Raw genomic sequence first — 14117 nt, forward strand, 5'->3', positions numbered from 1 at the left:
ATAAACTGGAAAAAACAGCTCGGAGGTGCCCATGAACGGTTTCGTAAAGACAGTCAATCAAACAGCCATTGACCAGCAAGAGCTCACCGAGTGGCGCGATGCCCTGGACTCCCTGGTGCGCCACGCCGGCCCCGAACGTGCGCGGGAGATCCTCGATATGCTGGCCGACGCCGGCAACACCCCGGCCATCGGCTGGAAGCCGCGCCATGGCACGCCCTACATCAACAGCATCAGCGTTGCCCAGCAGCCGCACTTTCCCGGCGACCTGGCCACCGAAGAGCGCCTGGCCTCGCTGGTGCGCTGGAACGCCCTGGCCATGGTGGTGCGCGCCAACCAGGCCTATGGCGAATTGGGTGGCCATATCGCCAGCTATGCCAGCGCGGCGGACCTGTTCGAGGTGGGCTTCAACCATTTTTTCCGTGCGCGCCACGACAACGTCGGCGGCGACCTGGTGTTCTACCAGCCGCATTCCGCGCCTGGTATTTACGCGCGGGCGTTTCTTGAAGGCCGCTTGAGCGAGCAGGACCTGGCCCACTATCGCCAGGAGCTGGGCGCCGTCAAGGCCGGTGCCCGTGGCCTGTCCAGCTATCCGCACCCGTGGTTGATGCCGGACTTCTGGCAGTTCCCCACCGGTTCCATGGGCATTGGCCCGATCAGTTCGATTTTCCAGGCGCGCTTTATGCGTTACCTGCACCATCGTGGCTTGCAGGACACCACCGACCGCCACGTTTGGGGCGTGTTCGGCGACGGCGAGATGGATGAGCCGGAAAGCATGTCGGCCCTGACCCTGGCGGCCCGCGAAGGCCTGGACAACCTGACCTGGGTGGTCAACTGCAACCTGCAGCGCCTCGATGGCCCGGTGCGTGGCAATGGGCGGATCATTGACGAACTGGAGGCGCTGTTTGCCGGTGCTGGCTGGAACGTGATCAAGCTGGTGTGGGGTTCGGACTGGGACGCCTTGCTGGCCAAGGATGAAGACGGTGCGTTGGTGCGCACCTTGTCCCAGACCGTGGACGGGCAGTTCCAGACCTTTGCCGCCAAGGACGGTGCCTATAACCGCGAGCACTTCTTCGGCCAGAGTGAGTCCCTGGCCAAACTGGTGGCCGGCTTGAGCGACGAGCAGATCGACCGTCTCAAGCGCGGCGGCCACGACATGCTGAAAATCCATGCGGCCTATCACGCCGCGCGGCGGGTCAAGGGGCGCCCCACGGTGATCCTGGCCCAGACCAAGAAAGGCTTTGGCATGGGCGAAGCCGGGCAGGGCAAGATGACCACCCACCAACAGAAAAAACTCGACCGCGACGCGCTGATCGCCTTTCGCAACCGCTTCCAGCTGCCCCTGAGCGACGAGCAGACCGAATCCCTGAGCTTCTACAAACCCGCCGCCGACAGCGCAGAGATGCGCTACCTGCACCAGCGCCGCGCCGCCCTCGGCGGCTATGTGCCCAGCCGCAGCCAGCACGCCGAGCCGGTGCCTGTGCCGCCGGTGAGTGGCTACGGCGGCTTCGCGACCCAGGCCGAAGGCAAGGAAATGTCCACCACCATGGCCTTTGTGCGCATGCTCAGCAATTTGCTCAAGGACAAGGCCCTGGGCCCGCGGATCGTGCCGATTGTCGCCGACGAGGCCCGCACCTTCGGCATGGCCAACCTGTTCAAGCAGATCGGCATCTACTCCAGCGTCGGCCAGCGCTACGAGCCCGAGGACATCGGCTCGATCCTCAGCTATCGCGAAGCCACCGACGGGCAGATCCTTGAGGAAGGCATCAGCGAAGCCAGTGCTATCAGTTCCTGGGTCGCGGCGGCTACCAGTTACTCGGTGCATGGCTTGCGCATGCTGCCGTTCTACATCTACTACTCGATGTTCGGCTTCCAGCGCGTGGGCGACCTGATCTGGGCCGCCGCCGACCAGCGCGCCCGGGGCTTTTTGCTCGGTGCCACGGCAGGGCGGACCACCTTGGGCGGCGAGGGCTTGCAGCATCAGGACGGCAGCAGCCATCTGATGGCGGCGACCGTGCCCAACTGCCGCGCCTACGACCCGGCATTCGCCGGCGAATTTGCGGTGATTCTCGACCATGGCATGCGCCAGATGCTTGAGCACGATGTGGACGAGTTCTACTACGTGACCCTGATGAACGAAAACTACCCGCAGCCGAGCCTGCCCGAGGGCGTCGAGGCGGCGATCATCAAGGGCATGTACCGCCTCGATGGCAGCGCCGGGGCCAAGGTGCGCCTGCTCGGTTCCGGCACCCTGGTGCGCGAGGCCCAGGCCGCCGTGCAGTTACTGGCAGACGATTGGCAGATCGCCAGCGAGGTGTTCAGCGTGACCAGCTTCAGCGAACTGGCCCGCGATGCGCGCGAGGTGGAGCGCTGGAACCGCCTGCATCCGCTGCAAGAACCGCAGCGCAGCCACCTGGCGACCTGCCTGCCCGAGGGTGCGCCAGTGGTTGCAGTGTCGGACTACGTACGCGCCGTGCCACAGATGATCGGTTCCTACCTGGGTTCCAGCTACACCGTGCTGGGCACCGATGGCTTCGGGCGCAGCGACACCCGTGCGGCGTTGCGCGACTTCTTCGAGGTGGACCGCCACCACATCGTGCTTGCCGCGCTGGCCGCCCTGGTGGAGCAGGGCAGCCTGGAGGCGCAGGTGTGCCAGCAGGCGATTGAACGTTACGGCCTGCACACCGAGCGTGCGGCGTCGTGGACCCACTGACACCTCAAGGTATATGAGGACTCATTGTAGGAGCGGGCTTGCCCGCGATGGCGTAGTGTCAGTTGATGCATAGGTGACTGACCCACCGCCATCGCGGGCAAGCCCGCTCCCACACAAGACCGCACACAGGGTTTGTGGTGTGCTTTAGAGAGTGGCTATCAACTGGGGCCCAAACGCATCACGCAAAAAATCCGGCGCGATATAGCGCTGGTAATGCGCCTCCGATAGCAGGAAAAACTCCCGATCAATCGCATCACGCAAATCCGCCAGGTGCCGCTCACGAAACTCGGGCAGCAACACCAACCCGTACGCATCCAGCCGGGAAATCACCCGTGCGCCCCGGGCAATCAACTGATAGGCCCAGCAATACGGCGACTGGTGCGGCATAAAGCGGATCTTGCGCTCCTCCAGCTGTTGGCGCAGGCGCGCAGGATCAAACACCTCCAGCTTGCTGGCCATGACCTGCACCAGCAACTGTTCGAGGCGCAGCCAGACCGCTTGTTTTTCCTCGGCGCTGTAGCCGTTCCACTGAATGACTTCATGGTGATAGCGCTTGCAGCCACGGCACACCAGGTCGCCATACACGGTGGAACACAGGCCGACGCACGGCGTCTTGATGGTTTGATTGGACATAAAAACCGCGTCTTTCCTAATCCACTACAAAAGGGTTCACGGGCGCTCCATGGCGCTGAACTGTTGGTTCAACCATTGATACAACTGGGTGACCGCCCGCGACATCTGCCCGCGATGGGGGCAGGCGAAACTCAAGGGGTACACATCCCCGGCAATCTCTGGCAGCAGCACCACCAAGCGCTGCGCCTGGACATCGGCGTACACATCCAGCCAGGTCTTGTAGGCGATGCCTTCGCCGGCCACGGCCCAGCGCCGCACCACATCGGCGTCGTCGCTGAACAAGGGGCCGGCGACCTGCACGGTCTGCCCGCCCAACTCCCAGCGGTCATGCAGACGACTGTTTTGCAGGTACAGCAGGCACGGGTGGTGCGTCAGTTCGTCGGTGGACGCGGGGGCGCCGTGGCGCGCCACGTAGTCCGGCGAGGCCACCAGCACCCGGCGGTTCCAGGGCGCCAGGGGCAGGGCGATGTAGTTGGCGTCCTCGTTCCAGCCATAACGCAGGGCCACGTCCACCGGGTCGCGAAACAGATTGGTGACCTGGTCCGACACCAAAAAGCGCAAGGTCAGTTCTGGATGCAGGCGGCGGAACTCGGTGAGCATCGGCAGCAGGATGTTGCGCCCCAGGTCCGACGGCGCGGCGATCTGCAACGTGCCCCGCAGCGGCGCGTCATCGCCGCGCAAGCGTTCGCGGCCCAGCTCCAACTGCTCCAACACGCTGCGGGCGGTGGGCAGGTACTGTTCGCCTTCGGCGCTCAAGCGCAGGCTGCGGGTGGTGCGGGTAAACAGCCGTACTTCCAGCTCGCGTTCCAGGCGCTTGATCGCTGCCGCGACCTGGCCCGGCAACAGGTTGGCCTCCACCGCAGCGGCGGTGAAACTGCCCAGGGCGGCGCTGCGCAGGAACAGCCCGAGATCATCGATGCGGATCATTTTCACTCCAGCAATGAAAGTGTTGCTGCATTTTGTCGATTTTTCTTCGTTCTGGGAACGGTAAAAATGCACGCCATCGAGGGCCATCGTCCCTCATCACTCGTGAGTTCCCATGAAAGCAATCACCTTTACCGAACATGGCCTGCCCATTGACGACCCACGTTCGCTGATCGACGTGAACATCAACGCCCCCCAGCCAGGCCCTCGGGACCTGCTGGTGGAAGTGCAGGCTGTGGCGGTCAACCCGATCGATACCAAGGTGCGCGCTGGTACCTACGCCCAGGAATCGAAAATCCTCGGTTGGGATGCAGCGGGTATCGTGCGCCAGGTCGGTAGCGACGTGAGCTTGTTCAAGCCAGGCGATGCGGTGTACTACGCAGGTTCCTTGATCCGCGCAGGCAGCTACAGCGAATTCCAGGTGGTCGATGAGCGCATCGTTGGCCACCGGCCACGCACGCTGGACGCGGCCCACGCCGCTGCGTTGCCGCTGACTTCGATCACTGCCTGGGAGTTGCTGTTCGACCGCCTTGGTGTGACTGAAGGCGCAGGCGAGGGTGATGTGCTGTTGGTGGTCGGGGCCGGTGGTGGCGTGGGGTCGATCCTGGTGCAACTGGCCCGCCAACTCACCAAAATGACCGTGATCGGCACCGCCTCGCGCCCGGAGACCATCGAGTGGGTCCAGCGCATGGGCGCCCATCATGTGATCGACCATAGCCAGCCCATGCTGGCCCAGCTCCAGGCATTGGGGGTCGATGGGGTCAGCCATGTCGCCAGCCTCACCCATACCGAGGAGTACCTGGCGCAATTGGTCGAAGTGCTGCGCCCCCAAGGGCGGCTGGGGTTGATCGATGACCCGGACAGCCTGGACGTCATGCCGCTCAAGCTCAAATCCCTGTCCTTGCACTGGGAGCTGATGTTCACCCGCTCGCTGTTTGAAACGGCGGATATGATCCAGCAGCACCACCTGCTCAACCGGGTGGCGCAGTTGATCGACCAAGGCGTGTTGCACACCACTCTCGGTGCGCATTTTGGTGCGATCAACGCGGCCAACATGCGCAGCGCCCATGCCCTGGTGGAAAGCGGCCAGGCGCGGGGCAAGATTGTGCTTGAGGATTTCCAATGAACACCCTGATCAAAGCCCTGGGCTTATCGCTGTGTGTAATGCTCGCCGCATGCGCCAGCCAACCTACCAATGGAGTCGCCAGCATGAGCAAACCCCTGATATCCATCGCCGTACTCAAGGCCAAGCCGGGCCAGGAACAAGCGCTCAAGGCCGGCCTGCTGGCCTTGGTCGAGCCGACCCGCACCGAGCCAGGCAACCTGGATTACGTGCTGTTCGAACTGCGTGATGAGCCGGGCACGTTCTATATGCGTGAAGCGTTCAAGAACCAGGCGGCCCTCGATGCGCATTTTGCGATGCCGTACTTCCAGCGCTTTGCCGCCACGGCGGATGACTTGCTGCTGGAACCTCTGAAGCTGATCTTTCTTGAGCAAGTCTCCAACTGATGCGTGCGCCATCGCCGGCAAGCCGGCGATGGCCTGCGATCAATCCCAGCTCAACGCCCCACCGGTCTGATACTCGATCACCCGGGTCTCAAAGAAGTTCTTCTCTTTCTTCAAGTCCATGATCTCGCTCATCCACGGGAACGGGTTAGTGGTGCCTGGGTATTCTTCCTTCAAGCCGATCTGCGACAGACGACGGTTGGCGATGAACTTGAGGTAGTCCTCCATCATTGCCGCGTTCATGCCCAACACGCCGCGTGGCATGGTGTCGCGAGCGTATTCGATCTCCAGTTGGGTCCCTTGCAGGATCATCTGGGTCGCTTCTTCCTTCATCTCGGCGTCCCACAGGTGTGGGTTTTCGATTTTGATCTGGTTGATCACGTCGATGCCGAAGTTCAGGTGCATCGACTCATCGCGCAGGATGTACTGGAACTGCTCGGCCACGCCGGTCATTTTGTTGCGGCGGCCCATGGACAGGATCTGGGTGAAGCCGCAATAGAAGAAGATGCCTTCCAGCACGCAGTAGTAGGCGACCAGGTTGCGCAGCAGTTCTTTGTCGGTATCGACGGTGCCGGTCTCGAATTTCGGATCGGAGATCGAACGCGTGTATTTCAGGCCCCAGGCGGCTTTTTTAGCGACCGACGGGATCTCGTGGTACATGTTGAAGATCTCGCCTTCATCCATGGCCAGCGATTCGATGCAGTACTGGTAGGCGTGGGTGTGGATCGCCTCTTCGAAGGCCTGGCGCAGGATGTACTGGCGGCACTCCGGGTTGGTGATCAGGCGGTACACGGCCAGCACCAGGTTGTTGGCGACCAGGGAATCGGCGGTGGAGAAGAAACCCAGGTTGCGCATGACGATGCGACGTTCGTCGTCGGTCAGGCCTTCGGGGTTTTTCCACAGGGCGATGTCGGCGGTCATGTTGACCTCTTGCGGCATCCAGTGGTTGGCGCAGCCGTCGAGGTACTTCTGCCAGGCCCAGTCGTACTTGAAGGGCACGAGTTGGTTGAGGTCGGCGCGGCAGTTGATCATGCGTTTTTCGTCAACGGCGACACGGGCGGAAGCGCCTTCCAACTCGGCGAGGCCTTCGGCGACGTCGAGTTTGTCCAGGGCGGCCTTGGCACGCACGATGGCGGCGGAGTCATTGGCGGTGACGGCGCGGGCCTCGATGGCGGCGGCGGCACCGGCACCGTCGAGGCGGTCCATGTTGGCTTCGGTGGCGTGGCCGGCGTTGGCGCCACGGATCACGGCTGCACCGGTGTCTTCGGTGTCGACTTCATCCCAACTCAGCATGAAATACTCCTTCCTGGTCTGTTCTGACGGTGTGTGAGGCCGTCCAAAAAACTTGATAGTTACCGGCATCGCACACTATGTAGTGGTCGGCTGCGTGTGTGGGCACACTATATGGTGTGTAGGAAAGCTGGTCAACGCACAAGATGTGCGGTCTTCGGTCGCTGCCCGGCGCAAGATCAGCTATAACGCCTGGGTTTATTGGCCCTGCTCGGAAACTCAAAGGAATGAAAAATCTACTGATCCGCCCAGCCACCCAGGACGACGCCGAGAGCATCTTCCAGGTGCATAAAAACTCCGTCGAAAACCTGTGCACCGCCGACTATGGTGCCGAACAGATCGCCATGTGGCTTGATGGCCGCTCCCCTGAGACTTACCGCCCGGCCATCGCCGCCGGCAACCTGTGGCTGGCCTGCAGCGATGTGCTCCAGGGCTTTGTGGAGATCGAGGGTCTGGAAGTCAGCAAGTTGTTTATTCGTGGCGAGGCGGCCGGGCAGGGGGTGGGTAAGCGCCTGTTGGCCGAGGCTTTGCAGCAGATCGCCGCAGCCGGGCATACCAGCGCCTACCTGGAAGCGACCCTGACCGCCGAAAAATTCTACGCCGCGTGCGGTTTTCGCAAGATTGGCGAAGGCACCTTCAGCCGTGGCAACAGCCCGGTGTCTATCGAGATCATCAAGATGGCGCGCATCCTGTAGTGAGGGGCGCGCTGCATTTGGTAATACCTTGTGGTTTGCTCTCGGATTTGTCTGTCAGGGTGGCATTGCGTCTGGTGCTAGGTTTTATCACTCCAGGAGCCCTTCACATAAAAGGATATTGAATGAACAAAACCTGTTAGCTGGAGTGATTATGCACGTATCGTCCCTGCCCAATACCTTGTCGTTTATTAGACAAAATCAGTCCGCTCAAACCGCCCCTCCAACTTCCCATGAAGAACGTCGAGAACCATCACCGGGGCAACTGACGACGCAGAACGATGTGCCAGACAAGCGCCGCCTGCGTAGGGGAGTACCGGTGGCAGCTGTTCGCGAGACGGGCAGCGCAGATGATTTTTTTTCAAAAGTAGAAAGTGTCAAACAAAGCCAGGGCCGAGAGGCCTATATGCGAGGGTATAACTCACCGGGGTCCGTGCCGCTGCCGGCTGGTTATTCGGATTTGATGAGTAGTTTCGAGTTTTATAAAATGGCATTGCAGCCCGGGGTGACCGATGAGCAATTAGGCATGCTCAAGCACTTGGCCGAAAAGCGCACTATTATCAAAACACAAGAAAGGGTGATGGAGTTTTCGAACGTAGTTTCGGGTAAAGAAACTAAGTTGACACCCATGCCGCAAAGTTATTATCTGGCAATGATTAACCAATCGAGCGACGGAGAGTGTGCGGGCATATCGCACCTGCTGTCCTTGGCGACAAGGGAGGGCAAGGCTGATATTTTCCTGGGCAATATTTACCAGGCGCTGGCTTCTCCTGATACGCCTGAATCTCAAGCATTCTTTGCTGCAATTGCCAGGGCCCAGAAGTACGCCGGGTATGCCGACAAGGCTCATGATCCGGCCACTGACAGGCTCGGGTCTTACAAGTCAATCGTAGCGCAGCTCCTCAAAGCCCCAGCCCCGACGACGTTGATTATTTCTGCCAGTGGGCATCGTCTATCGGCAGGAGTGACGGCGGGAGCGGACGGTAAACGGACCTATTACTACGCCGACCCCAATATTGGCTTGGTCAGGTTTTCTTCTGCCAAGGCATTTGAAAGCGGAATGAAAAAAATCTTTACCGATCCAGATCTGAAAAAGTTAATTAGGCCATACAACAACGATCTGGATAATCCTAAATACAGGTTCAGCGTATTTAATCCAGAGCATGTCTCGGGGATTAGACCGACGTCCACGCGGATGCAACTGGCATATAATGCGCCCTTGGCCGATCTTGATACGATAAAAGTAGTTGATAGTGCGCACCTGCCTTCCTCGGCTGATTTTAGAAAACATGCAAGGCCTGTTGCGGGTATGGAAGCTGCGGTTTATCAAAATGTTCTGGAAAGCGTGGACAACATACATGCCAAGAAAGGTATGGCCCAGTATCACGCCACCTTCGATTCATTGAAAACCGTTCAGGGCTTTATAAAACAGTACCCCGGCTCCCCGTACATTGGCAGCATGCAGGGGCTTGAGCAAAAGTTGCTGCGCACCTTAGCCCAAGCAACCCCACCTCCCGGTTATCCGTACATCGACAAAGAGATGCAGCGCGATCGCCAGTTGTTTGCCACACACCAGGGGGCGGCGCCTCTTGCCAGGATGGCTGCACCCACTGTCATCAGCAATACGGGGGAAGTGCAGCGCCTTCAGGCCCTCGATGACAGCCAGCCGCCGATCCGTATCGGCACCCTGGATATCAGTCGCGTCGATCTTTACAAAATGGGCATCCATATCCACGGCAAGCCGATAGTTGCCCAGCCTGCAGGTGACCCGAATGGCAAGCTGTTGGCCAATAACCTGCAAATTGATTTTGCGCGCTTCAAGGCATGGTCTGGTTCCGGTGATGTCCGGTTCAGTGACCAGGCAACCAAGTTGTTCTTTGAAATTGCGATTCATCGTGATCCGTCCGCTGGACCGCTGATCCCCAGTACCGAAGTGTCGAAGGTGCCTGACAACTTCGAAAAGCAGATGCAGCAAGTGCACAAGATTTCGGCTCAGATTCAAGAGATGGTTCGCACTAAACAAGCGATGCCTGCGAATTTCTTTGATGCAGGTGGGGTGGACAAGTTTGGAAAAACGCGGGCTGCGGGCTTGGGTTTCCAGGCATTCAGTACATTCCAGGGGCTGCGCAGCGCGATAGAGTCTTTTCACAATGGAGACGTGACCCAAGGCAGTATCAGTTTAGGTGCAGTGGCTGCCCAGTACGGGGGCGACGCGATTGGGGCTTCGCTCAACAAGTTGGGGCAAAGTGTCATTCATAAGGCTGCGCCTTCGATCATGGGATTTAAAGCGTCGAGTGTTGGGCAACTGATTGGCAAAGTCGGCACCGGGGCGGGTGCGGCGGTCAGCGTGCCGTTTGATATCTACAGTGCTGTCGATTCCTTTAAAAAGGCCAGTAAGAGCAGCGGTGCTCAAGCCCAGGACCATTATGTTGACGGTGCTTTCGCGGTGGCCAACGCCGCGACCTCGGTAACGTTGGGCGCCGCATTCATGATGGGGGCGGCGTCGGCTGGGCCGGTGGGCCTGGTCGTGGCCGGGACGCTCATGATGAGCCAGATGATTTACCACTCCGTGCGCAGCGTGGAAGAGCTGGATAAGGTCACGCCGCTTTCGGGCGAACAAAAGGCCGTCACCGGTGTGAGGGCGTTCCTGGGCCTGGAGCCTGGATTTGATGTGCTCAAGCCTTACCTGCAGACCCAATACACCCACGAAATCGATGAGCAACGTCAAGCTCGCTATAAAGCGTTCCTGAGCGGTGATGCAAAGAACACCTTCGAGCGGGTGGTCTACGGCTCGTCGCAGGTTGAGGTCAAGCAAGTGGACGGCAAAGTCCCACTGACGCCAAGAGTCTGGTTTTCGCCGGTCACCTGGCTGCTGAATCTGATTCCAGTACCCGGCAAGGTCCCGTCGGTGGCGGTTCGTGATGGCACTGACCGGGTAGGCGTGGATGAAAGCTATTCATCATTTAACGGCAAACCGGTCAAACAGGTTGAAGGCGAGTTGGGTGATGGAAAAGCCACGTTATGGGACCTGGGTGGTGGTGATGATTATGTAAGAGGGGTGGAAAACAAACCCAACGTCTTCTTGCTAGGTACCGGCAAGAAGGTGGTCAGTGGCGGGCGCGCTGATGACACGGTGGTCATGAGTGCCGATGCACGCCAGACACTGGAGCGGGCGCGGGAGGTCGAGAAAACGGGAAACAAAGATTTCAGTCCCAGGCAAATATCCCTGGAGGGTGGCGAGGGACGTAACACCCTGGTTTTTTCTGGAGAATTAAGTTCGCCACGCGACGATGTCGGAAAGAAAGAACGTGTCAGCTACGTAGGGCATGTCATTAATCTGAAAGACCATACCGTCTCGGTAAAAACTGAAAAATCCAACACCGAGGGGGTGAAAAAAATCGCCAGTGTGCAGAACTTTTCCAATGTCACCACGGTGAAGAACGGCGAAAGTTATGTTCAAGGTGATGATCAGAATAATTTGCTGACCCTCAATGGCCGCGAGGACATTGCCCGCACAGGCAAGGGGGCCGATGTCGTGGTGATCAATGGGGGGGCCAGGGTGGTCGCTGAAGGCGGCAGCAATACGTACATCATCAATAAGGGGTCAGGCAGTGTTCACATAGAAGACCTGCAGGGCAGTACCGTTCAACTGGACTACACCGACGCCCAAATCTCGGACTGGCAGGTGACGCCCGCGGGGGATCTGAAGGTGACCTTGGACGGCGGCACTGCCGAGCAACGCCGGTCCGTCGAGTTCAAGGGGGCCTTTTCCAATGACCCGAAAGACCAAGGCAAGTCACGGCCAGTATTCATCACCAGCGATGGGGTGATGATGAGTGTCATTGACCCGCGCAAGCCGGGATCATCCACAGGCACGCCACAGATCCAGCGCCTGAAGGTTGCGGCGGGCTGACCTCAGTGGCCTGTCAGCTCCTCCAGCAATTGCCGCTTGTGCTGTTGCAGCACCGCTGAAGCACGATCCCGTGGGTGGGGCAGGTCGACACGAATCTCGTGCTTGATCCGCCCCGGATGGGCGTCCATCACAATCACCCGGTCGCCCAGGTACAGTGCTTCTTCGATGTCATGGGTGACCATCAGCACCGTGCAGCGCTGCTGCACCCAGATGCGCTGCAGTTCCCGTTGCAGGTGCACGCGGGTCAGGGCGTCGAGGGCGCCGAGCGGTTCGTCCAGCAGCAGGACCTTGGGCTTGTTGATCAGCGCCCGGGCAATCGCGGCGCGTTGCGCCATGCCGCCGGACAACTGATGGGGGTACGCATTCTCGAAACCGCCGAGGTTGACCAGGGCGATGTGCTCGGCCACCTGGCGGTTTTTCTCGGCCTGGGGCAGGTCATGGTTTTTCAGGGCCAGGGCGATGTTCTGGCTGACGGTCATCCACGGGAACAACCGGTGGTCCTGGAACACGATGCCGCGCTCCAGGCTGGTGGCGGCGATGCGTTTGCCATCGAGCAGGATATCGCCCTCGTACTCGGCCTCCAGGCCGACAATCAGGCGCAGCAAGGTGGATTTGCCGCAGCCACTGGCGCCGACGATGCTGACGAACTCGCCGGGTTGCACGTCGAGGTGAATATTGTGCAGCACCGGCAACGAGCGGCCTTCGATCCGGTAGGCCTTGTTCAGGCCGCGAATCTGCAAGGCGCCGGTTTGCAGGTGCTGGTGTAAGGCGTGGTGAGCGATTGCATTCATGTCAGGGCCTTTCAACGAAGGTGGCGCCAGCGCAGCAGGTGGCGCACGAGGCGGTTAAACAACAGGGTCATGAGGTAGCCGAGCAGGCCGATGCACAACACGCAGAGCACGATGACTTCCATGCGCGAGCCGGCCTCGGCATTCATCATCAAGTTGCCCAGGCCCGCTGCGGAAGACAGGAATAACTCGCTGCCAATCGTCGTGACCCAGGCAAAGGCCAGGGCGTGCAAAACGCCGGTCGCGATGCTCGGCAGCGCGGCCGGCAGCAGCACCTGGGTGAAGCGCTGCACGGGGCTCAGCACCAGCACCAGGCCCACTTCGCGGTAACGCTGCTCGACATGGGTAAAGCCCTGCCAGGTGTTCAGCACCATCGGGTAAAACGCGGCCAGGCTGACGATCAGCACCTTGGAGAACTCGCCATTGCCGAACCACATGGCGATGAGCGGGATCCAGCCAAGCATCGGCACCTGGCGAATGCTATGGAACAGCGGCCCGATCAAGCGGTTGGCCACGCTGGACAACGCCATCAGCACCCCCAACGCCACGCCGAACACAATGCCCAGGGCCAGGCCGCTGCTGGTGCGCGCCAGGCTCGCCAGCAGGTTGACCAGCAACTCGCCGTTGCCGAGCATATCCAGCAAGGCCGTGCCAATCGCCGACAGCGGCACGAACGCATAGGCACCGGCCGCGCCCTGGTGCGAGGCGTATTCCCAGGCAAGGACCAGCAGCAGCGGGAGCAACAGCCCGCGGGACTTTTTCAACAGGTTCGTCATAGAGGGCTCCTAGCGCGTCTGCCAGCGAAACAGGCGCTGTTCGATATGGCGCAACAGGTAGTCGATGGCAAAGCCGATCACGCCGGTGACCACCACCCCGACCATCACAATGTCGATGCGCAGCATCTGCCGGGCCATCTCGATCATCTGCCCCAGGCCGCTATCGGCCGCCAGCAACTCGGTGGCCACTAGCACCACCCAGGCGCGGGTCAGGCTGATGCGAAAGCCGGTGATGATCGGCGGCGCGGCGGCGGGCAGGGCCACCAGGCGCACAAAGCTCGGCCAGCGCAGGCGGTACACGTCGGCGACCTCGAAGTAGCTGCGCGGGATGCCCTTGACCCCTTCGCCGGCCGCCAGGGCCACCGGGAAAAACGCGGTCTTGGCCACGATGATGATCTTGAAGGTTTCATCGATGCCAAACAGCAGCACGAACATCGGAATCAAGGCGATGCTGGGGATCTGGCGCAGGGTATGGAACAGCGGCCCGCAATAAGCCTCGACGGTTTTCGACAAAGCCATCAACACGCCAAAGCCCAGGCCACACAGCGAGCCGATAGCAAAGCCAATGCCCAGCCGTGACAGGCTGTTGCCCAGGTGTTCCTGCAACTCGCCGCTGGCCAGCAGATCGGCAAAGGTCTGCAGCACCTGCGCGGGCGGCACCAGCAGGTTGCGCGGGAACAGCCCCAGGTGCGCGACCCATGCCCACACCGCCAGCAAGGCCAGGGGGGAGATCAGCCAGGTAAGAGGGTTCAGTAAGTGATTCAGGCGCATGGCAGGTCTTATTTCAGCGAAGTACCCAGCCACCATCGCAAGACATGTGCCATAAACCCGTAAACCCTTTAGGAGCCCGGCTTGCCGGCGATGGCGCCCTTCTGCCATGCGCAG

At 60.4% G+C, this 14117-nt stretch carries 11 protein-coding genes; 5 read left to right on the forward strand and 6 right to left on the reverse strand.

The window, feature by feature from the left end; all coding sequences use genetic code 11:
• Positions 1-31 precede the first annotated feature (31 nt).
• A complete protein-coding gene (gene mdeB, locus AC19YY_RS18970; RefSeq protein ID WP_169957061.1) occupies positions 32-2710 on the forward strand; it encodes an alpha-ketoglutarate dehydrogenase in 2679 nt (892 codons plus the stop codon).
• A 144-nt stretch (positions 2711-2854) separates the two neighbouring features.
• Here mdeB and AC19YY_RS18975 read toward each other — a convergent pair whose 3' ends face one another.
• Both AC19YY_RS18975 and AC19YY_RS18980 read right to left on the reverse strand, forming a co-directional pair.
• A complete protein-coding gene (locus AC19YY_RS18975) occupies positions 2855-3343 on the reverse strand; it encodes a DUF1289 domain-containing protein (protein ID WP_500604657.1) in 489 nt (162 codons plus the stop codon).
• 36 nt (positions 3344-3379) lie between these two features.
• Positions 3380-4270: a LysR family transcriptional regulator gene (locus AC19YY_RS18980; protein WP_170043230.1), complete on the reverse strand. Its 891-nt coding sequence runs from the start codon at positions 4268-4270 to the stop codon at positions 3380-3382.
• A gap of 112 nt (positions 4271-4382) precedes the next feature.
• On the opposite strand from AC19YY_RS18980, the gene AC19YY_RS18985 reads away from it, so the two are divergent.
• The gene (locus AC19YY_RS18985) at positions 4383-5393 is read left to right on the forward strand and encodes a zinc-binding alcohol dehydrogenase family protein (protein WP_432755633.1); all 1011 of its coding nucleotides are present in this window, start codon (positions 4383-4385) and stop codon (positions 5391-5393) included.
• Between the two features lie 83 nt (positions 5394-5476).
• A complete protein-coding gene (locus tag AC19YY_RS18990) occupies positions 5477-5776 on the forward strand; it encodes a putative quinol monooxygenase (protein ID WP_169957065.1) in 300 nt (99 codons plus the stop codon).
• Positions 5777-5815: 39 nt separating this feature from the next.
• Here the strand turns inward: AC19YY_RS18990 and AC19YY_RS18995 are convergent, their stop codons facing one another.
• Positions 5816-7066 carry a ribonucleotide-diphosphate reductase subunit beta gene (locus AC19YY_RS18995; RefSeq protein ID WP_169955302.1) on the reverse strand — a complete coding sequence of 417 codons (1251 nt, stop codon included), beginning with the start codon at positions 7064-7066 and terminating at the stop codon, positions 5816-5818.
• Between the two features lie 224 nt (positions 7067-7290).
• On the opposite strand from AC19YY_RS18995, the gene AC19YY_RS19000 reads away from it, so the two are divergent.
• A complete protein-coding gene (locus tag AC19YY_RS19000) occupies positions 7291-7758 on the forward strand; it encodes a GNAT family N-acetyltransferase (RefSeq protein WP_169955301.1) in 468 nt (155 codons plus the stop codon).
• Between the two features lie 151 nt (positions 7759-7909).
• On the forward strand, positions 7910-11668 hold the full coding sequence (locus AC19YY_RS19005; protein ID WP_500604658.1) for an Mcf1 protease effector domain-containing protein: 3759 nt from the start codon (positions 7910-7912) through the stop codon (positions 11666-11668).
• A 2-nt stretch (positions 11669-11670) separates the two neighbouring features.
• On the opposite strand, the gene AC19YY_RS19010 is transcribed toward AC19YY_RS19005, so the two are convergent.
• Genes AC19YY_RS19010 through AC19YY_RS19020 form a run of 3 tightly spaced genes read right to left on the reverse strand, consistent with a single transcriptional unit; the run spans position 11671 to position 14003 of the window.
• Positions 11671-12459, reverse strand: a complete 789-nt coding sequence (locus tag AC19YY_RS19010; RefSeq protein ID WP_170058031.1) for an ABC transporter ATP-binding protein — start codon at positions 12457-12459, stop codon at positions 11671-11673.
• Between the two features lie 11 nt (positions 12460-12470).
• Positions 12471-13232: an ABC transporter permease gene (locus tag AC19YY_RS19015; RefSeq protein WP_170041590.1), complete on the reverse strand. Its 762-nt coding sequence runs from the start codon at positions 13230-13232 to the stop codon at positions 12471-12473.
• Positions 13233-13241: 9 nt separating this feature from the next.
• Positions 13242-14003, reverse strand: coding sequence for an ABC transporter permease (locus AC19YY_RS19020; protein ID WP_169955297.1), 762 nt, complete (start codon positions 14001-14003; stop codon positions 13242-13244).
• Positions 14004-14117: the final 114 nt, after the last annotated feature.

It is taken from the genome of Pseudomonas sp. MF09156, from assembly GCF_059862305.1.

Coding starts and splice junctions, on each gene's coding strand:
- mdeB (WP_169957061.1), top strand. CDS start 32: ATGAACGGTTTCGTAAAGACAGTCAATCAAACAGCCATTGACCAGCAA.
- AC19YY_RS18975 (WP_500604657.1), bottom strand. CDS start 3,343: ATGTCCAATCAAACCATCAAGACGCCGTGCGTCGGCCTGTGTTCCACC.
- AC19YY_RS18980 (WP_170043230.1), bottom strand. CDS start 4,270: ATGATCCGCATCGATGATCTCGGGCTGTTCCTGCGCAGCGCCGCCCTG.
- AC19YY_RS18985 (WP_432755633.1), top strand. CDS start 4,383: ATGAAAGCAATCACCTTTACCGAACATGGCCTGCCCATTGACGACCCA.
- AC19YY_RS18990 (WP_169957065.1), top strand. CDS start 5,477: ATGAGCAAACCCCTGATATCCATCGCCGTACTCAAGGCCAAGCCGGGC.
- AC19YY_RS18995 (WP_169955302.1), bottom strand. CDS start 7,066: ATGCTGAGTTGGGATGAAGTCGACACCGAAGACACCGGTGCAGCCGTG.
- AC19YY_RS19000 (WP_169955301.1), top strand. CDS start 7,291: ATGAAAAATCTACTGATCCGCCCAGCCACCCAGGACGACGCCGAGAGC.
- AC19YY_RS19005 (WP_500604658.1), top strand. CDS start 7,910: ATGCACGTATCGTCCCTGCCCAATACCTTGTCGTTTATTAGACAAAAT.
- AC19YY_RS19010 (WP_170058031.1), bottom strand. CDS start 12,459: ATGAATGCAATCGCTCACCACGCCTTACACCAGCACCTGCAAACCGGC.
- AC19YY_RS19015 (WP_170041590.1), bottom strand. CDS start 13,232: ATGACGAACCTGTTGAAAAAGTCCCGCGGGCTGTTGCTCCCGCTGCTG.
- AC19YY_RS19020 (WP_169955297.1), bottom strand. CDS start 14,003: ATGCGCCTGAATCACTTACTGAACCCTCTTACCTGGCTGATCTCCCCC.